Here is a 19,184-nt window from a genome sequence, read left to right as displayed (position 1 = left end):
TGTCACGCGAGACGAAAAAACGGACCATGAAAATACGGATTATTTTCAGATGGCGACCGGAGCGGGCGGGCGCGGATACAGCCCGACCCACAATCGGGTGCGCTGGCGCAGCTCCAGCCCCAGCCCGCTGGCGAGCAACTGCAGGATGCGGTCGGTATCGGCCAGCGGATAGGTGCCGGAGACGCGCAGCCCGGCAATGGCAGGGTCGCAGTGGATCCAGCCATGCCGGTAGCGCCCCAGTTCGGCAAGCAGATCGGCCAGCCGCCAGCCGGACACCACCAGCATGCCATCGGCCCAGCTGGCGTCCTCCGCCGCCAGCACGACGTTCGACACGATGCCTGCCGCACGGAAGCGCACCTGTCTGCCTGCAGGCAGCGACAGGGGCCGGGCCGCGGACGGACAGAGCCGCACCGCGCCGGTGTGCACGCCGAGCGTGTCGCTGTCCCCGCCGGCACGCAGCACGAACTGCGCCTCAACGGCCTCCGCCCATCCCTGCCCGCAGGCAAGACGCAGCGGCCGCCCGGCGCGGGCCGACACGCTGGCCAGCACTTCGCCGCACAGCAGCGTGACCTGATGCCTGCGCGGATCGCGGCCCAGCGCAATGGCGCTGTCGGTATTCAGCGTCAGCCGCACACCGTCGGCCAGCGCCACGCTGCGCGTCTCGCCGACCCCGGTCAGATAATCGGCCTGCCACGGCTGCGCCCGCGCGACCAGCAGCGCCGACGTGCCGCCGACGGCCAGCACGCCCAGCGCCTGCAATGCACGGCGGCGGGCCGGCGAGGCCGGCCGCTCCAGCGTATCGCGCGCGGCGCCGGCCGGCAGTTGCCGCCAGCGCGCCCGCACCGTCTCGATCCGCTGCCAGGCCTGATGGTGAACCGGGTCGGCGTCCAGCCACGAACGCCACTGCGCCAGCCGCTGCGGCGTCGGCGGGCAATCGGCGAACTCGACCAGCCAGGCCACCGCCTGACCGGCCACTGCGGCGCTGAACGGCGCGGCGCGGCTCATTGCGGCAGCTCGGCGAAATAACACTGCATCGCCGCCCGGCTCATGTGCCGCTTGACCGTGCTGACCGAGATGCCGAGCCGGGCACCGATCTCGGCATAGCCGAGGCCATCGAGCTGGGACAGCAGAAAGGTGCGCCGCACCGCCGCCGGCAATCCGTCCAGCAGCCGGTCCAGCTCGCACAGTGTTTCCAGAATCATGAGCCGCGTTTCCGGTGGCGGCGCCACCGGTTCCGGCAGGCCGGCGAGTGTCTCCAGCCAGGCGCGCTCGATCTCGGCCCGGCGGTAGTGATTGGCCAGCACGCGTCGCGCCACCGTGGTCAGAAAGGCACGCGGTTCCTGAATCGCGCCGACATCACGCGACAGCAGTACGCGCACAAAAGTGTCCTGCGCCAGATCGGCGGCCTGCTCCACGTCTGCCAGCCGGCGGCGCAGCCAGCCGGACAGCCAGTGGTGATGCCCGTGGTAGAGCTCGGCCACCACCGACGCCGCATGGGCAGTAGATGCGTCAGCCACAATCCCTCCGCGTCGGAAAAAACCTAAATAGTAATGAGAATCGTTCTATTCGTGAAGCATTAATTCCCATTCGGCATGCCACCGATATAACCATCCGGCTAACTGCAGCACAGCAGAAGCCATTTGAGGCCGCGAACCGCTCTGCTACCCTGAGCGACCCGAATCCCGTCTCGCAAAGGACGCGCAATGGAATACGTCGCATTGGGCGACAGCGGCCTCGATATCAGCCGCCTGACCCTGGGCACCATGACCTGGGGCGAACAGAACACGGCGCAGGACGCCTTTTCGCAGATCGACCTGGCACTTGAACACGGCATCAACCTGATCGACGTCGCCGAGATGTACCCGGTCCCGCCCCGCCCGGAAACACAGGGCGACACCGAGCGCATTCTCGGCCAGTGGCTGGCGCGCTCCGGCCGCCGCGACAAGGTGCTGATCGCCACCAAAGTGGTCGGCCCGATCAACGACCCGACCCGGCCCAGTCACTTCCGTGACGGCAACACCCACTTCGACCGCGCCAATCTGACCGCCGCCCTCGACGCCAGCCTCAAGCGCCTGGGCACCAACTACGTCGACCTGTACCAGCTGCACTGGCCGGATCGCAATGCCAACTACTTCGGCAAGCTCGGCTACCCCTACCAGGACGACGCGCCGGACAGCGCCCCCATCGAGGAAACCCTCGCCGTGCTGAAGGAATTCATCGCGGCCGGCAAGGTGCGCCATATCGGCGTGTCCAATGAAACTCCGTGGGGAGTCGGCCGCTTCCTGGAAGCCGCCCGCCATGCCGACCTGCCACGCATCATGTCGATCCAGAATCCGTACAGCCTGCTGAACCGCAGCTACGAGATCGGCCTGTCAGAATTCGCCCACCGCGACGGCATCGGCCTGCTCGCCTATTCGCCGCTGGCATTCGGCGTCCTGTCCGGCAAGTACCTGAACGGCGCCCGGCCGGCCGGCGGCCGCCTGACCCTGTTCGACCGCTTTGTCCGCTACAGCAATCCGCAGGCCGAGGCCGCCACCGCGCAGTACGTCGCCCTGGCCGACGCCCATGGGCTGACACCGGCGCAACTGGCGCTGGCGTGGGTCAACAGCCGCCCGTTCGTACTCAGCAACATCATTGGCGCGACTACGCTGGCGCAGCTGGAAGAGAACCTGCGCAGCATCGATGTCACCCTCGACGCCACGCTGCTGGCCGGCATCGAAGCCATCCACACCCGGCAGCCGAATCCGGCGCCCTGACACCGTTCGTCGGCCTGTACGCCGACACGGGCTTGCCGACAGCGGGGTTTCTGTTATTCTTGTTACACGAATAACAGAAACCCCGCGCATGAGCGAAACCCCGAAACCCCGACAACGCAAACCCGGCGCCGGCCGCAAGGCCGGTACCGGCCAGTTCGGTGGCGAGCCGACCGTGATCGTCCGCCTGCCCGAGGCCGATCGCGACTCGCTGCTCGAGCTGGCCCGCCTGCGCTCCGAGCGACGACGCGGCCTGTTCCCGCCACTGCCGGCCGACCAGGTCTACCGCCCGATGCCCGATGCGCCCCGGGTCGCCATCCCGCTGGCCGGCGTCTCGGTCCGTGCCGGCCTGCCGTCCCCCGCCGCCGACTTCGAGAGCGAGCAGCTGGATCTGAACGACTACCTGCTGCGCGATGCGCCGTCGACCATCATGTATCGGGTCAAGGGCCTGTCGATGATCGGCTGCGGCATCGACGAAGGAGATCTGCTTGTCATAGACCGCAAGCTCGAGGCCGGGCACAATGACATTGTACTCGCCGAGATCCCGGGTGAAGGTGCCACGGTCAAACGCCTGTACCGCAAGGGTGGCCGCGTGGCGCTGCTGCCCGAGAACCCGGACTTCGAGCCCATGGAATTCTGCGGCGAGCAGGAGTTGCTGCTCGTCGGCGTCGTTACCGGCTGCATCAAGAAATTCCGCTAGCCCCGGTCCCGCTTACCTTTATCGCAGTCGTCACCGTATTGCGGAGGTCACCATGTCCCATCTGATGAACTTCATTCCCCGCCGCCTGGCGGTCTTTCCCACCGAACGCGAGGCGATGCTGTACGCACGGCAGAAGCTGGCGGAGGGCCTGAAACAGGTCAACGTCGTCGCCGGCAAGCATGGCTGGGTGGTCAACCGCGCCGGCCGCCTGAACTGAAACGCCGGCGGGCACCGTGACAGGTGCCCGCCTGAATGCCGCCCATGCAAAAAGCCACCGTCGGGACGGTGGCTTTTTACTTCGGTGTCACTGGAGGCGGGGGTCGGAATCGAACCGGCGTCTACGGATTTGCAGTCCGCTGCATAACCACTTTGCTACCCCGCCTTTGAACGGCACGGCAGGAACACTTCCTGCCGGGATAAAACTGGAGCGGGAAACGAGGCTCGAACTCGCGACCTCAACCTTGGCAAGGTTGCGCTCTACCAACTGAGCTATTCCCGCATACCGTGATTTTCTGCCGCAAAGAAAGAAGTGGAGCGGGAAACGAGGCTCGAACTCGCGACCTCAACCTTGGCAAGGTTGCGCTCTACCAACTGAGCTATTCCCGCATACTTTCTCTTTGCCTCCCGCGTCGTTGCCGTCGCGAGAGATTGCGAATTATAGGGATTGCCGAATGGCTGTCAACCCCATCAGACGTCGATTTTTTTACCCGACAGCTCGACCGAAGCCATTTTCAGGTAATAAACCATTGACCACAAAGTAAGAATGGCCGCGATCACCATCAGCACATTTCCCAGCAAATTTGTATCGACATACGGAACCAGCGGCGCATCGGACAGCAGCAGCAGAATGGCAACCATCTGTGCCGTGGTCTTCAGCTTGCCGACGGTGGCCACGGCGACGCTCTTGCGCTGGCCAAGCTGCGCCATCCATTCGCGCAATGCCGAAATGGTGATTTCGCGACCGATGATGATCATCGCCAGGATGCTGTCGGTCCGTTCCAGGCGCACCAGCAGGATCAGCGCCGCCGCGACGATCAGCTTGTCCGCCACCGGGTCGAGGAAAGCGCCGAATGCCGAGGTCTGCCCCCAGCGCCGGGCGAGAAAGCCATCGAGCCAGTCGGTCACCGCAGCGAACGCAAAGATCAGCGCCCCGACCAGATTGGCCGTTTCCACCTGGATCCAGCTTACCGGCAGGTAGAACACTGCCACGAACACCGGGATCAGCGCCACGCGCATCCAGGTCAACAAGATAGGAAAATTAAACGGCATCGCTCGGTCTTCGGTTGTCTTCCGCACGGCTCAATGCAGCGCGGCATGTATTTTTTCCGCCAGCACGCGGTTGATGCCTTCCACCTGGGCGATATCGTCCACGCTCGCCGCCGCCAGCCCCTTCAGGCCGCCGAACCGGGTCAGCAGCCGCTGCCTGCGCTTGGGACCCACGCCGGCAATCTGTTCGAGCGAAGAAACGGTGCGCGCCTTGGCCCGGCGTGCGCGGTGGCCGGTGATGGCGAAGCGGTGCGCTTCGTCTCGTACCGTCTGGATCAGGTGCAGTGCTGGATGGTCTTTCGGCAATTGTATCGCCTTTTGCTCGCGAACCAGTATCAGGGTCTCCAGGCCGGGCTTGCGCGCCTCGCCCTTGGCCACGCCGACAATGGGCAGATCGTTCAGGCCCAGCTCGTTGAGCACCTCCAGCGCCACCCCGACCTGGCCCTTGCCGCCGTCGATCAGCAGCACATCGGGCAGCTTGCCCTCGCCGGCGGCCAGCCGGGCGTAGCGCCGGTTCAGCGCATCGCGCATCGCCGCATAGTCATCGCCCGGCGTGATGCCGCTGATGTTGAAATGGCGGTACTCGCCCGGCTGCATCGCGCCCTTGTCATAGACCACGCAGCTGGCCACGGTCGCCTCGCCCATGGTGTGGCTGATGTCGAAGCACTCCAGCCGCTCGACATTCTCGTAGCCCAGCGCCTCGCCCAGCGCGGCCAGCCGCGCCTCCTGGGTCGCCTGGCCGGACAGTCGCTGCTCGATCGACAGCCGGGCATTCTTCTCGGCCATATCGAGCCAGACCCGGCGTTCGCCATTCGGGTTCGACACGATGGCCACCCGGTGGCCGGCCAGGCTGGCCAGCGCCTCGGTAACGACGCCGTCGACCGGCTGGTTCACATAGATGACGCCGGGCGCCGGCTGGCGGCCGTAATGCTGCAGCAGGAAAGCCTCGACAATGCCGCGCTCGTCCATCTCGTCGGCGTTGTCGGGGAAAAAGCGCTTGTCCCCCAGATGACGCCCGCCGCGGATCATGACCAGGTTCACGCACGGCATGCCCTGCCACACCACACAGGCAGCGACGTCGCAGTCGATTTCGCTCGAATTGCTGCTGACGTACTGGCGCTCCTGCACCCGGGCCAGCGCCTGGATCTGGTCGCGCAGCTCGGCCGCCTTCTCGAACGCCAGCTCGGCACTGGCCGCCACCATGTCCGCCGTCAGCTCGTCGATCAGTTCGCTTTGCCGGCCGGACAGGAAGTCGGACGCGCGGCGCACGTCGGCACGGTAGTCGTCGTCAGAGATCCGCCCGACACAGGGCGCGGTGCAGCGCTTGATCTGGTACAGCAGACAGGGCCGCGAGCGGTTGGCGAACACCGCATCCTCACAGGTTCGCAACTTGAAGACCCGCTGCAGCACATGAATGGCCTCGCGCACCGCCAGGCCATTCGGGTACGGGCCAAAATACTGGTGCTGCCGGTCCAGCGCACCGCGGTAATAGGCCAGTTGCGGATAGGCATGACCGGACAGCATCAGGTACGGATAGGACTTGTCGTCGCGGAACAGGATGTTGTACTTCGGCGTCAGCGACTTGATCAGGTTGTTTTCCAGCACCAGCGCCTCGGCCTCGGAACGGGCCACGGTGGTCTCGATCGACGCGATCTGGCGCACCATCAGCCGGATGCGCGGGCTGAGGTCGGACTTCTGGAAATACTGGCTGACGCGACGCTTCAGGTCGACGGCCTTGCCGACATAAAGCACCTGCGCATCCGCGTCCAGCATGCGGTAAACCCCCGGCAGGTTCGGCAGGGTGGCGAGTACGGGTTTCGGATCGAACATCGGAAAGCAGACAGTAACAATTTGGTGAATCGGGGTTACAACGCGGCAGTCGCCAGATTTTGCCCAACGAATAGCACGCCCGGTATAATGTTTTTTTGCCGCAAAGGAAACACGATGCGCATCGTCCAGAAAGCGTATACGTTCGACGACGTTCTGCTGGTTCCCGCCCACTCCTCCGTTCTTCCGCGTGACGTCAGTCTCGCCACCCAGTTCACCCGCAACATCCGGCTGAATCTTCCGCTCGTGTCCGCCGCCATGGACACCGTGACCGAAGCCCGCCTCGCCATTGCCCTGGCGCAGGAAGGCGGTCTCGGCATCGTGCACAAGAACATGTCGGCACAGAAGCAGGCGGCCGAGGTCGGCAAGGTCAAGCGTCACGAGTCCGGTGTGGTCAAGGACCCGATCATCATCCGTCCGGACATGCTGGTCCGCGACGTCATCAAGCTGTCCCGCGAACACAAGATCTCCGGCCTGCCGGTGATCGAGAACGGCACCGTGGTCGGCATCGTCACCAACCGTGACATCCGTTTCGAGAACCGTCTCGACACGCCGGTTCGTGACATCATGACCCCTCGCGACCGTTTGGTCACGGTCCGTGAAGGCGCCTCGCTTGAAGACGCGCGCGAACTGATGCACGCCCACAAGCTGGAACGCGTGCTGGTCGTCAACGACGCGTTCGAACTGAAGGGCCTGATCACGGTCAAGGACATCATCAAGACCAGCGAAAAACCGCTGGCCTGCAAGGATGACCAGGGCCGTCTGCGCGTCGGCGCCGCTGTCGGCGTGGGTGAAGGCACCGAAGAACGCGTGACGCTGCTGGTCGAAGCCGGCGTCGACGTCGTCGTGGTCGACACCGCCCACGGCCACAGCCAGGGCGTGATCGATCGCGTGCGCTGGGTCAAGCAGAACTTCCCGCACGTCGAAGTCATCGGCGGCAACATCGCCACCGCCTCGGCTGCGCGCGCACTGGCAGACGCCGGCGCCGACGCGGTCAAGGTCGGCATCGGCCCGGGCTCGATCTGCACCACGCGTATCGTCGCCGGTGTCGGCGTGCCGCAGCTGACTGCCGTGTCTAACGTCTGCAAGGAACTCGCCGGCTCCGGCATTCCGCTGATCGCCGACGGCGGCATCCGCTTCTCCGGCGACATCAGCAAGGCCATCGCCGCCGGTGCGAACACCGTCATGCTCGGCGGCCTGCTGGCCGGCACCGAGGAAGCCCCGGGTGAAATCGAACTGTTCCAGGGCCGCTCGTTCAAGAGCTACCGTGGCATGGGTTCGCTCGGAGCCATGCAGCAGGGTTCCAGCGACCGCTACTTCCAGGACAACGAGGCGAATGCCGACAAGCTGGTTCCGGAAGGCATCGAAGGTCGCGTGCCGTACAAGGGTTCGGTCATTGCCGTCATCCATCAGCTGATGGGCGGTCTGCGCTCGTCGATGGGCTATTGTGGCTGCGGGTCGATCGACGACATGCGTACCCGTGCCGAGTTCGTCGAGATCACCTCGGCCGGCATGCGTGAAAGCCACGTCCACGACGTGACCATCACCAAGGAAGCCCCCAACTACCACGTGGATTGATGCAGGCGGCCGTTTGCCATGGCAAACGGCCGGTGCCCGCCACGCAAAAGGAGCTGCATGCCGCAGCTCCTTTTTCTTTGGTACAGACCACTCAGTCCAGCGTCACCGGCTCGACAACGATACCGGCGCGCAGCCCGGGCCTGACAGTCGGGTTCGGGAACAGAATGCGCTCGCCGCCGCCTTCGGCGATCCAGCGTTCCTCGCCGTCCTCGGCAATGACAAAGCCCGCCGCCAGCGGGGTGAAATTTTCCACCGAGTCGGCCAGGTTCAACCGGAACGCTTCGCTGCGCTTGACCAGATCGTACCTGGCGCGGAACAGCGGCAGTGCCGGATCGAAATCGGCCTTGCCATCGTCGGCCCCTCCGAGCAGCGCCCGCAACGCGCGGTCAATGCCGGCAAAACGCGAGAGGTCGTTGTGGCCGAACGGCCGCGCCTTGCCCAGCTCCAGCGTATAGGCATCCACACCGAGCCGATGGCTGGTGAAGTAGCTGAATGTCGCCGCCGGCGCACTGTGCAGCAGCACGGCTTCGATACCGGCCTGGCCGAGCCAGCCGAGCCGGGCACGCGCGGTCGGGCGCTCGTGCAGATACGGCTGAATGGCGAATTTCTCGAACAGCGAGCCGCGAATCGCCGTATGCAGATCCAGATGCAGCCGCGCGCCATGGCTGGATGAGAAAAAGGTGGTCGCGGTCTGTTCCAGCCGCCGCGCATGCGCAGCCTCGCGCATGTCGGGCTGGGCAGCATGCCGGCCATCGAACAGCCGGTTCAGGTCGTAGTCCAGATAGCGCTCGCCGCTGCGCAGCGCATCAGGATTGCCGAGCTGCACTCGCGTGCGTCGCGCCAGCGTCAGCCGGCCATGCAGCAGGTCATCGATGATGGCCATCACCACCTCGACCGGTGCCGTTTCATTGCCGTGGATGCCGACCGTCAGCAGTACGTCGGTATTCGATGCGCCGGCCTGCGCCGGCAGCAGGTCGAACACGCCATCGGTCACCATCCGCAGGCTGCCGCCTGCGGCCAGGGCGAGATCGGGTACGGCACGGCCGGCCAGGGCGTCATCGAGCAGGCGGGCGGCGGTATAGTCGGGGGTCTGCATGGCGGCTCTCGGAACGGAAGTCGACCGATTGTAGGCATGGATTGCCGTCGTGACGATGCCGTGACGCGGTTTTGACCGCCCATGGCGGAAATCGCCCGCTCCCCGGCATCGCCGACAGCGGTGCTAGAGGCCGACCGAACGCAACGCCTGCGCCACATGCGAACGGGTCGGCAGGCCGGTGATGCCGGCCAGCAGCCGGCCGGTTTCCGCCAGCCGGCCCAGATCCACCCCGGTCCTGACCTCCAGCCCGTCGAGCAGATAGACCACATCCTCGCTGGCCAGCGTGCCGGCGCAGCCAGGCAGCCACGGATTCGGCAGCACGCCGCCAGTCGCCGTCTCCACCGTCGTCACCCCGCACTGCAGGCTGGCGAGCAGATTGGCGATGCCCAGCCCGTAACTGTCCATCCAGCGCACGGCCAGTTTCTTTACCGGTACCCGCCGGTCCACGGCCTCGAACACCCGACGGACCCGGTCCGGCGTCAGGTGACCGGTCAGATCGGACAGCACCACGCTGTCGCAGCCCATCGCATACAGCTCGCCGGCCACTGCCGCTACCGCCAGTGGCGAAAGATCGCCCTCGTACGGGCAGCCGAACGCGCCGGCCACGCGGCCGCGCACCTTGAAGCCGGCCTGATTGATGGTGTCGATCGTGCCTGCCAGATGGTCGAGCACGGCAGCCAGGCTGCCGTCCAGATGCCGGCGCGAGAACGTCTCGCTGGCGGTCGCCCGGACCATCAGTTCGCCGGGCCAGTTGGCCGGCAGACGCGGCATGGCCGTCAGCGGGCCACCGCCTTCCGCCAGATAGCGCACGCCCTTGCGTGGCGGCAGCTCGCCCAGCAGCCCGGATTCGGCATCCAGAGCCCCCACGGCCAGTGTCGGCATGCCGGCATCGGTCAGCCGGATGGCGATATCGAGCTGGTGTGGCCGCAGTGCCACCCACGAAGGCAGCACCTCGCTCAGTACCAGATCGACGATATGGACCTGTTTCGGTAGTGTCTGCATGACTCCCTCCGCCCTCGCCGTCCCGAGGGGACCTCGGAAACCCCCGGCATCGCGTGATGACGGCGGCCAACCGGCGGGCTCAGCCCTTCTCTATGTAGCGCCTGAGCCGGGGATTGCCAGTCCGATCCGCAATCAGTCGATATCGAGCGCAACCGGGCGATGCCCGTCCAGCCGGTCCCCCACCTCGCGCGCAATGGCCAGACAGGCCGTCAGGCCGGGCGATTCGATACCGAACAGATTGACCAGCCCGTCCAGCCCGTGGACTTCCGGCCCCTCGATGCAGAAATCGCCGCTCCGGCCATCGAGCTTCGGCCGCACACCGGCATAGGCCGGCATCAGTGCCGTCTCCGGCAGAGCCGGCCACCAGCGGCGGATCGCTTCGGCAAAGGCACCGGCCCGGCCCGGGTCCACCTGGTAATCGGGCTGTTCGACCCACTCGACATCCGGGCCGAAACGCGCCTGCCCGCCCAGATCCAGGGTCAGGTGCACGCCAAGCCCGCCCGGCTCGGGCAGCGGATAGATCAGCCGCTCGAACGGCACCCGCCCGGCGACGGAAAAATAGTTGCCCTTCGCATAGCGGGCACGCGGCACATCGGGCAGGCCCTCGATCATCGCCGCCAGGCCGGCCGCATCCAGCCCGGCCGCATTGACCAGTTGCCGGGTCGCCAGCAGCGACACATTGTCACTGCCTTCCTCCCCGATCTCCAGCCGCAGCACGCCACCGTCGCAGTCGATGCGCCGCACCGGGCTGTGCAGCACCAGCACCGCGCCGGCCGCTTCGGCATCGGCCAGCAGCGACCACATCAGCGCATGGCTGTCGATGATGCCGGTGGACGGCGACGACAGCGCGCCCCGGCAGCGCAGCGACGGTTCCAGCCGGGCCACGCCATCCGCATCCAGCAGGACCAGATCGTCGACGCCACTGGCACGGGCACGCATGGCCATCGACTCCAGCAGCGGCAGCTGGGCATCCTCGGTGGCGATCACGAGTTTGCCCAGCCGGCGGAACGGCACGCCACGTGCCGCGCAATAGCCATAGAGCAGCTCGCGTCCCTCGACGCACAGCCGCGCCTTCCACGAGCCGATCGGGTAATAGATGCCCGCGTGCACAACCTCGCTGCTGCGTGCGCTGATGCCCTGCCCGATCGCTCCGGCCTGCTCCAGCAGCCATACCTCACGCCCGCGCTGTGCCAGCTCGCGGGCCACCGCCAGACCGATGACGCCTGCCCCGATCACGACGGTATCGACGATTTCCTGCATGTCGATCCTTTCATTCCATAGCACGTTTTCGCACGTCAGCGGGCGGAAATCCATCCCGTTTTCCAGCCCGGTGTGCGAATCCCCGCACATACCCCGACAGGAAAATACACCAACACAATGATTTCAATCATTTTTTCTTCAAACCGGAGCTGGCATGCCGTTTGCGTTAACGGAAAGCATGGACGACACGTTCCATACACGCACCGCCCGGGTACGGCGGTGACGAACGAGAACATGAGGAGACACCATGACCCCCCAACGCTATCTGCTGGCCGGCGCACTGACGCTTGCCGCCCTGTCCGCTTCCGCCGCCGACCTGGTCCGCCTCGGCAACCTGAAGTTCGCCCACTACGGTGCGGTGTCCTACATGAAGGAACTGGCACCGAAGTACAACCTGAAAATCGACGAGCGCGTGTTTGCCAAGGGCATCGACATCATTCCTGCCATCGTGGCCGGGGAAATCGACATCGCGGCCAGCGCGGCTGATGGCGCCATCGCCGGCCGTGCAGCCGGCGCACCGATCTACGTAGTCGCCGGTTTCTCCAAGGGCGGCGTGCGCTTCGTGTCGCGCAAGGGCGCCGGCATCCAGACACTGGCGGATCTGAAAGGCAAGAAGGTCGGCGTGGCGCGTGGCGGCACCCAGGAAATGCTGCTGCTGGCCGAACTGGCCAAGGCCGGCCTGAGCTGGTCGGACAAACCGGGCAAGGATGTGCTGGTGCTGTACATGCCGTATGCCGACCTGAACCAGGCGATGCTGGCCGGCAGCATCGATGCGATGAGCCAGTCCGAACCGCAGGCGGCGCAGGCGATCAACAAGGGCTTCGGCGTCGAGCTGCTGAAGCCGTATGACACGCCGATCGGCGAGCCGGTGCGCACGCTGGTCATGACCGAAAAAATGTACAAGGAAAAGCCGGACGTGGCGCTGCGGGTCATGAAGCTGTTCGTCGAGGCCACCAGAACCTTTATCGACAAGCCGCAACTGGCCGAACAGTACGTGCGCCAGACCATGTTCAAGAACCAGATCAGCGCGGAGGACTACAAGGACGCCATGGGCAATGCCCGCTTCAGCTACAGCACCTCGGTCAAGGAGATCCAGACCAATACCGACATGATGAAGCGCTATGGCGTCGGCAAGATGACCCAGCCGCCGAAAGCCGCTGACTGGGTGAAGCTCGATCTGCTGCAAAAGGCGGAAGGCGCGCTGAAGACCGGTTCGAACTGAGCCCGCGGGTGCACCGGCGGCCAGGATGGCGCCGGTGCCGGCCTGACTGATTGCGAACAAAGGCGCGTGTCCCGGCTACGCCGGGAGGCCGCCCGTTGCTGGAGCATGAGATGAAACCCAGATTCAACCGGACCGTTCAGGGTCTGCTTGTCCCGATTGTGCTGCTGGTGCTGTGGGAGGCCGTCGTCCGCGCCGGACTGGTCAACCCGCACCTGCTGCCCGCCCCGTCGCAGGTCGCCGTCAAATGGTGGGAATACCTGCTGCCGACCCAGCCGTTCGAGCCCGAAGCCGGCTCGCGACTGGCATGGTGGTTTTCCGGCGACCTGATCCACGATGCGTTTGCCAGCCTGTACCGGGTACTGATCGGCTTTCTGGTCGGCGCCGGCCTGGCCTTGCCGCTGGGCCTGCTGATGGGCGCCAACGACCGTGTCTATCACTTCTTCAACCCGCTGGTTCAGTTGCTGCGCCCGATCCCGCCGATTGCCTTCATTCCGCTGTCCATTCTCTGGTTCGGCCTCGGCAATCCGCCGGCGTTCTTCCTGATCGCCATCGGCGCGTTCTTCCCGGTGCTGATCAACACGCTGTCCGGGGTGCGCAACGTCGACAGCATCTACCTGCGCGCGGCACGCAACCTCGGCGTCGGCCGCATGACGCTGTTTACCCGGGTCATTCTGCCGGCCGCCACGCCATACATCCTGACCGGCGCACGCATCGGCATCGGTACCGCCTTCATTGTCGTCATCGTCGCCGAGATGATTGCGGTCAACGACGGCCTCGGCTACCGCATTCTGGAAGCGCGCGAGTACATGTGGTCGGACAAGATCATTGCCGGCATGTTGTCGATCGGCGTGCTCGGACTGGCCATCGACCTCGGCATGACCCGGCTGAACAACCATCTGCTGCGCTGGCATCGCGGGCTGGAAAGCTGACGGCGCGCACCATGCCCGTCATCCCGTCCCCTGCCGCCCCGAAGGAATTTCCATGTCCGACCTGATCCATATCCGCAATGTCGACAAGCGCTTCGCCACTGCCGACAAGGAAGTCGTCGCGCTCGACGACATCAACCTCACCATTCCCGCCGGCCAGTTCGTCTGCCTGCTCGGCCCCTCCGGCTGCGGCAAGTCCACCCTGCTGAACGCCATTGCCGGTTTCTCGCTGCCGAGCAGCGGCGACATCCTGGTCGACGGCCAGCCGGTGCGCGAGCCCGGACCGGACCGGGGCATGGTGTTCCAGGAGTACGCGCTGTTCCCGTGGATGACCGTCGAGCAGAACATCCGCTTCGGCCTGGAAATCAAGCGGCTCGGCCAGCGCGAAATGGCCGAGAAGGTCGACGCGCTGCTGGCAATGCTGAGCCTGTCAGACTTCCGCCACCGCTTCCCGAAAGACCTGTCCGGCGGCATGCGCCAGCGCGTCGCCATTGCCCGCGTACTGGCTCTGGACTCGCCGATCATGCTGATGGACGAGCCCTTCGGTGCACTCGACGCCCTGACCCGGCGCAATCTGCAGGACGAGTTGCTGAAGCTGTGGGCGGAGCTGAAAAAGACCATCATCTTCGTCACCCACAGTATCGAGGAGTCGATCTACCTGGCCGACCGTACCATCGTGCTGACCTACCGGCCCGGCCGGATCAAGCGCGACGTGCAGATCGACATGGAACGACCGCGCGACCCGAGCGCGCCCGGCTTCAATGCGCTGAAGCGGGAACTGGCCGAACTGGTCATGGAAGAGCAGCGTCGCCACCACAACGACGAAATCCACGCCGTCACCAGCGACTGAGACAGCCGACGCCATTGCATGGTATCTAAACGGGACAGCGGGGCGCGCCATGCGCGGGCCCTGCCGTCCCGGCCATCCCGTTTTACGCAGGTTTCCCATGCCGTCTTCCTTCCGCTTTCGCCTGCGCGGCACGCGCTGGCTGGCCGCTGCCGCCATCTGCTGCGCCAGCCTGGTCGCAGCGGTGGTCTATCACGTGGTCTACGCACACGGTCTGGACACGCTGACCCAGCTTGGCCGTCACCGGGCCGAACTGTTCAGTGCCGGGCTGAAAAGCAGCATCGCCCGCTACGACTACCTGCCGACCCTGCTCGCCCTGAACCCGGAAGTGGCACGCCTGCTGCGCGAACCGCATGATCCGGCCCAGGTCGACCGGCTGAACCGTTATCTGGCACGCATCAATGCCGAGGCCCAGTCGTCGGCGCTGTACGTGATTGCCGCCAACGGCACCACGCTGGCCGCCAGCAACTGGAACCAGCCCAGCAGCTATGTCGGCAGCAACTATGCATTCCGGCCATATTTCCGCGACGCGCTGGCCGGCGGGACCGGCCACTTCTATGCCGTAGGCGCCACCACGCGCGAGCCCGGCTATTTTCTGGCCAAGCCGGTGCGCGACGCCGGCCGCCTGGTCGGTGTGGTCGCGGTCAAGATCGATCTGGCGGCGCTGGAGCGCACCTGGCGGCAGAGCGCCGAAAAGGTCATGGTGTCCGACGACAACGGCATCATCGCGCTGGCAGCCGATCCGGCCTGGAAATTCGCCGCACTGGACGAACTGGATGCGCGTCAGCGCGCCCGGCTGACCAGCACGCGCCAGTATTACACCTCGCCACTGCCGCGACTGTCGGTGGTCTGGCACGACGACGATCAACTGGCGCTGGATGGTCACCGCTATCTGGTCAATACCACACCGCTGCCGATACTCGACTGGCGCATGCGCATCCTGCTCGACCTGCAGCCGCTGAAGACCACTGCCGGGCTGGCCGGGCTGGCCAGCGCGCTCGCCTGCTGGGTAGTGATGCTGCTGGTACTCTACGCGCGCCAGCGCACGCGCCGGTTGCGCGAGCGGCTGGCTGCGCGCGATGCGCTGGAACGTACCGTGGCCGAGCGAACCGCCGAGCTGGCCGAGGCCAATGCCCAGCTGACACGCGAGATTGCCGAACGCCGCGACACCGAAGCCAGGCTGCGGGTGACCCAGCACGATCTGGTGCAGACCAGCCGGCTGGCGGCCCTCGGCCAGATGGCTGCCGGGCTGGCCCACGAACTGAACCAGCCACTGGCCGCCCTCGCCACCTATGCCGGCAATACCCGCCAGTTGCTGGCGCGCGGTCAGCGCGATCTGGCCGAAGACAATCTCGACCAGATCGCGGCGCTGGTCGAACGCATGGCCCGGCTGACCTCGCAACTGAAGCTGTATGCGTCACGGCGGCGGGCCGAAGGCAGCGGTGCCGGGACAGCCCGGCCCGACCAGGCGCTGGACCATGTCCGGCACTGGATGGACGCCCGTTTCGCCCGTGCCGGTGCCACACTGATCACGGCGATGCCACCGCATGCCCCGCTGCTGCCGCTGGAACCCGCCGCTCTCGAGCAGGTGCTGCAGAACCTGCTCGCCAATGCGCTGGATGCCATGCCGCCCGATGCATTGCGCCGCGAAGTCCGGGTCAGCGCCGGCGAGGACGACAGCGGCCGGCGCTGGCTGGAAGTGCGGGACAGCGGCACCGGCATCGCCAGCGAGCTGATCGACCGCATCACCGAACCGTTCTTTTCCACCAAGCCGCTTGGCCAGGGTCTCGGGCTTGGCCTCGCCATCGTGCGCGGGCTGATCGAGGACAGTGGCGGGCGGCTCGGCATCGCCAATGCCGATGACGGCGGCGCCAGCATCATGGCAGTCTGGCCGCCCTCGGCTGCCCCGACAGGAGAACCGGCATGAATGCCACCGCGTCCCCCGACATCCACGTCGTCTACGTCGAAGACGATGCCGCCGTGCGTCGCGCCAGCACCCAGGCTTTCGTGCTGGCCGATCTGCAGGTCCGCGACCTGCCGCGCGCCGAGCCGGCGCTGCCACTGCTGACGCCCGACGCCCCGTGCATACTGGTCAGTGACGTGCGCCTGCCCGGCATGAGCGGGCTGGAACTGCTGGAGCGGGTGCGCCAGCAGGCGCCGGACCTGCCGGTGATCCTGGTGACCGGACACGGCGATGTCGGCATGGCGGTCAATGCGATGCGCGCCGGCGCCTATGACTTTATCGAGAAACCCTATTCGCCGGAACGACTGCTCGATGTCGTTCATCGCGCGATCGACCAGCGCCGGCTGACGCTGGAAAACCGGCGCCTGCGCGAGCGGCTGGCGACGCTGGAAGGCATGGATGCGGTCCTGCTCGGCCACAGCCCGGCCATCGAGCGGGTCCGCCACATCGTCGCCAACCTGGCCGACACCGATGCCGATGTGCTGATCCTCGGCGAAACCGGCACCGGCAAGGAACTGGTCGCGCAAAGCCTGCATGACGGCGGTCGCTGGCGTGCCGGCAACTTTGTTGCCATCAACTGCGCGGCGCTGCCGGAAAGCGTGTTCGAGAGCGAGATGTTCGGCGCCGAGCCCGGCGCCTACACCGGCGCCACCCGACGCCGGATCGGCAAGATCGAACACGCCCACCGCGGCACGCTGTTTCTTGACGAGATTGAGGGCATGCCATTGCCGTTGCAGGCTAAATTGCTGCGGGTTCTGCAGCAGCGCTCGGTGGAACGGCTTGGCGCCAACGAGGCCGTGCCGGTCCAGTGCCGGGTGGTGGCCGCCAGCAAGGAAGACCTGGCCGATGCCAGCCGCGACGGCCGCTTCCGCGCCGACCTGTACTACCGGCTGAATGTCGCCACGCTGACCCTGCCGCCACTGCGCGAACGGCGCGAGGACATTCCGCTGCTGTTCACCCACTTTCTGCATCAGGCCGCGCGCCGCTTCGAGCGACCGGCACCGGAGCTGTCGCCGGCGCTCTGCGACCGGCTGACGGCCCAGCACTGGCCGGGCAATGTCCGCGAGCTCAAGCATGCAGCCGAGCGCCATGTGCTGGGATTGTGGGAAACCGACCTGCCAGCCGGCGATGACACGCTGTCGTTGCCCTTGCGGGTCGAACGCTTCGAGAGCGCGCTGATCGAGTCGGCGCTGGCCGCCAGTCGCGGTGGCGTCACCGAAGCGGCGGCCGCGCTCGGCATCGCCCGCAAGACGCTGTATGACAAGCTGGCCCGCAACGGCATCGATCCGGCCCGCTTCCGCTGAGCTCAGCACGCACCGGCACGGGTCTGCCGGCAGCGCAGCCAGTCGATAAAGTCGGTTTCGCACATGGCCGGCGCGATGAAATGCCCCTGGACCTCGTCACAGCCCAGCGAACGCACCAGCTGGTAGTCCTCGTCGCGCTCGATGCCCTCGGCCACGGTACGCAGACCGATCCGGTGCGCCAGTTGCTGCACGGCGGTCAGCACCTGGGTCGCCGTCTCGCTGCAGCTGGCGCGGTGGACCAGCGAGCGGTCGATCTTCAATTCATCCAGCGGCAGTTCGGCCAGCAGGTGCAGCGCGTTGTAGCCGGCGCCAAAGTCGTCCAGCGACAGCTGGAAGCCCCGCATGCCAAGGCGGATCAGGTTGTCCAGCGTCGGCCCCATGTGCTGGATGACCGACCATTCGGTCATTTCCAGCACGACACGCTCGGGCTCGATCCGGTACGCGCGGGTCTGGTGCAGGATGCGATCGGCCAGCGCCGGATCCGCCAGCTGCGACCAGCACAGGTTGAAGCTCAGCGTCAGTCCGGCGTCCTGCGATTCCAGCTGGCCCAGCAACTGCAGCGACTGCTCCAGCAGGATGGCACTCATCCGTTCCATCAGGCCATGCAGCTCGATCCCGCTGAGAAAGCAGGCCGTCGGCAGGATGCCCTGCTCGGGGTGGCGCCAGCGCGCCAGCACCTCGAAGCCGAGCGGCCGGCCGGTCAGCGGGTCCGTCTTGGGCTGGTACCACGGCTCGATGGCACGGCTGTCGAGCGCGCGTTCCAGCACGGGGCGGCTGACGAACATGGGTTGTGCTGACGACGGATACGTATTCACCGGCTTGCCTGCCCTCGTACGATCGGTCACCACTCCCTGCAGCAGCCTGTGCAGCTGCTCGGGACGGACCGGTTTGTCCAGCAGCCCTCCGAAAGGGACCTGGTATTGCCGCATCATTTCACGCACGGCCAGCATCAGCCGCGGCGGCAGTGAACAGCTGAGCAGCAGCACCGGCTTGCGCGGCAGCGCGGCCAGCTGCCGGATCAGCTCGACGCCATCCATCTCCGGCAGTTGCAGGTCACAGATCACCACGTCGACGACCCCGATGCCAAGCCCGTCCTCCGCCAGTCCGTCCAGCCCGCGCAGGATATGGTAGGCATCCCAGCCGCTGCTTGCTGCATAGATCACGCAGGCGCCCAGTGCGCGCAGTGCCTGGCACAGCGCGGTCCGCTGGCTGTCATGCCGCTCGGCGATCAGCACGTTGAGCGGCAGGCACGCCTCGGACAGACAGACCGGCGACGGGGAAAAGGTGTTTCTGGTCATGAGCGGAACCCCGGCAACAAAACGATATGGCGCGTCGACATTGAACACGCCGCAGCAGCTTACCGCCCGGTCCGGAATGACTTGAATCAGCCAAATCCTTTTCTTGGCATCACATAATCCGAGTATATGAAAGCCATCACTT

The 19,184-nt window shown here is 66.0% G+C and carries 17 protein-coding genes and 3 tRNA genes; 9 read left to right on the top strand and 11 right to left on the bottom strand.

Annotation, left to right across the window (positions count from 1 at the left end):
• Positions 1-45 precede the first annotated feature (45 nt).
• The gene (locus Q352_RS0100995; RefSeq protein ID WP_028497715.1) at positions 46-1,005 is read right to left on the bottom strand and encodes a FecR domain-containing protein; all 960 of its coding nucleotides are present in this window, start codon (positions 1,003-1,005) and stop codon (positions 46-48) included.
• Positions 1,002-1,517: a sigma-70 family RNA polymerase sigma factor gene (locus Q352_RS0100990; protein WP_028497714.1), complete on the bottom strand. Its 516-nt coding sequence runs from the start codon at positions 1,515-1,517 to the stop codon at positions 1,002-1,004. Before Q352_RS0100990 ends, Q352_RS0100995 begins: the two co-directional genes overlap by 4 nt.
• 186 nt (positions 1,518-1,703) lie before the next feature.
• Here Q352_RS0100990 and Q352_RS0100985 point away from each other — a divergent pair, with 186 nt between their 5' ends.
• The 3 genes from Q352_RS0100985 (at position 1,704) to Q352_RS23145 (ending at position 3,670) form a co-directional block, all read left to right on the top strand.
• Positions 1,704-2,756 (top strand): NADP(H)-dependent aldo-keto reductase, encoded by a 1,053-nt coding sequence (locus Q352_RS0100985; protein WP_028497713.1) that lies wholly within the window; start codon positions 1,704-1,706, stop codon positions 2,754-2,756.
• 88 nt (positions 2,757-2,844) lie between these two features.
• The gene (locus tag Q352_RS19380) at positions 2,845-3,453 is read left to right on the top strand and encodes a LexA family protein (RefSeq protein WP_036384696.1); all 609 of its coding nucleotides are present in this window, start codon (positions 2,845-2,847) and stop codon (positions 3,451-3,453) included.
• 52 nt (positions 3,454-3,505) lie between these two features.
• Complete coding sequence (locus tag Q352_RS23145; protein WP_156952443.1) at positions 3,506-3,670, top strand: hypothetical protein; 165 nt, start codon at positions 3,506-3,508, stop codon at positions 3,668-3,670.
• 91 nt (positions 3,671-3,761) lie between these two features.
• Here Q352_RS23145 and Q352_RS0100965 read toward each other — a convergent pair.
• The 5 genes from Q352_RS0100965 to uvrC all read right to left on the bottom strand — a co-directional run bounded on the left by Q352_RS0100965 (position 3,762) and on the right by uvrC (position 6,549).
• Positions 3,762-3,835: transfer RNA gene (locus Q352_RS0100965), tRNA-Cys, on the bottom strand.
• Between the two features lie 41 nt (positions 3,836-3,876).
• Positions 3,877-3,952 (bottom strand) — tRNA-Gly (locus Q352_RS0100960).
• 31 nt (positions 3,953-3,983) lie between these two features.
• Positions 3,984-4,059, bottom strand: a tRNA-Gly gene (locus Q352_RS0100955).
• Positions 4,060-4,140: 81 nt separating this feature from the next.
• Positions 4,141-4,722, bottom strand: a complete 582-nt coding sequence (gene pgsA, locus Q352_RS0100950; protein ID WP_028497711.1) for a CDP-diacylglycerol--glycerol-3-phosphate 3-phosphatidyltransferase — start codon at positions 4,720-4,722, stop codon at positions 4,141-4,143.
• Positions 4,723-4,752: 30 nt separating this feature from the next.
• Positions 4,753-6,549 carry an excinuclease ABC subunit UvrC gene (gene uvrC / locus Q352_RS0100945; RefSeq protein ID WP_028497710.1) on the bottom strand — a complete coding sequence of 599 codons (1,797 nt, stop codon included), beginning with the start codon at positions 6,547-6,549 and terminating at the stop codon, positions 4,753-4,755.
• A 114-nt stretch (positions 6,550-6,663) separates the two neighbouring features.
• Between uvrC and guaB the strand changes: the two genes are divergently transcribed.
• Positions 6,664-8,124 (top strand): IMP dehydrogenase, encoded by a 1,461-nt coding sequence (guaB, locus tag Q352_RS0100940; RefSeq protein WP_028497709.1) that lies wholly within the window; start codon positions 6,664-6,666, stop codon positions 8,122-8,124.
• A 91-nt stretch (positions 8,125-8,215) separates the two neighbouring features.
• Here the strand turns inward: guaB and astE are convergent, their stop codons facing one another.
• The 3 genes from astE to Q352_RS19370 form a co-directional block, all read right to left on the bottom strand.
• Complete coding sequence (astE, locus tag Q352_RS0100935; RefSeq protein WP_028497708.1) at positions 8,216-9,220, bottom strand: succinylglutamate desuccinylase; 1,005 nt, start codon at positions 9,218-9,220, stop codon at positions 8,216-8,218.
• Between the two features lie 123 nt (positions 9,221-9,343).
• The gene (locus Q352_RS19375) at positions 9,344-10,222 is read right to left on the bottom strand and encodes a hydroxymethylglutaryl-CoA lyase-like TIM-barrel protein (protein WP_051528595.1); all 879 of its coding nucleotides are present in this window, start codon (positions 10,220-10,222) and stop codon (positions 9,344-9,346) included.
• A gap of 132 nt (positions 10,223-10,354) precedes the next feature.
• On the bottom strand, positions 10,355-11,536 hold the full coding sequence (locus Q352_RS19370; RefSeq protein ID WP_233495188.1) for an NAD(P)/FAD-dependent oxidoreductase: 1,182 nt from the start codon (positions 11,534-11,536) through the stop codon (positions 10,355-10,357).
• Positions 11,537-11,729: 193 nt separating this feature from the next.
• Here Q352_RS19370 and Q352_RS0100920 point away from each other — a divergent pair, with 193 nt between their 5' ends.
• The 5 genes from Q352_RS0100920 (at position 11,730) to Q352_RS0100900 (ending at position 17,744) form a co-directional block, all read left to right on the top strand.
• A complete protein-coding gene (locus Q352_RS0100920; protein ID WP_036384695.1) occupies positions 11,730-12,704 on the top strand; it encodes an ABC transporter substrate-binding protein in 975 nt (324 codons plus the stop codon).
• Positions 12,705-12,814: 110 nt separating this feature from the next.
• Entirely contained in the window at positions 12,815-13,633 is an 819-nt protein-coding gene (locus Q352_RS0100915; RefSeq protein ID WP_028497706.1) for an ABC transporter permease, read from the top strand.
• A gap of 52 nt (positions 13,634-13,685) precedes the next feature.
• Positions 13,686-14,480, top strand: coding sequence for an ABC transporter ATP-binding protein (locus Q352_RS0100910; RefSeq protein ID WP_199489745.1), 795 nt, complete (start codon positions 13,686-13,688; stop codon positions 14,478-14,480).
• A 97-nt stretch (positions 14,481-14,577) separates the two neighbouring features.
• Positions 14,578-16,404 (top strand): sensor histidine kinase, encoded by a 1,827-nt coding sequence (locus tag Q352_RS19365; RefSeq protein WP_051528594.1) that lies wholly within the window; start codon positions 14,578-14,580, stop codon positions 16,402-16,404.
• Complete coding sequence (locus Q352_RS0100900; protein ID WP_028497704.1) at positions 16,401-17,744, top strand: sigma-54-dependent transcriptional regulator; 1,344 nt, start codon at positions 16,401-16,403, stop codon at positions 17,742-17,744. Before Q352_RS19365 ends, Q352_RS0100900 begins: the two co-directional genes overlap by 4 nt.
• Positions 17,745-17,746: 2 nt before the next feature.
• Here the strand turns inward: Q352_RS0100900 and Q352_RS0100895 are convergent, their stop codons facing one another.
• Entirely contained in the window at positions 17,747-19,042 is a 1,296-nt protein-coding gene (locus tag Q352_RS0100895) for an EAL domain-containing response regulator (protein WP_156952442.1), read from the bottom strand.
• Positions 19,043-19,184: the final 142 nt, after the last annotated feature.

The sequence above is a fragment of the Microvirgula aerodenitrificans DSM 15089 genome (assembly GCF_000620105.1).
Taxonomy (GTDB): Bacteria; Pseudomonadota; Gammaproteobacteria; order Burkholderiales; family Aquaspirillaceae; genus Microvirgula; species Microvirgula aerodenitrificans.
The sequence above is the reverse complement of the archived record's forward strand: the minus strand, read 5'-3'. Positions and strand labels throughout refer to the sequence as shown.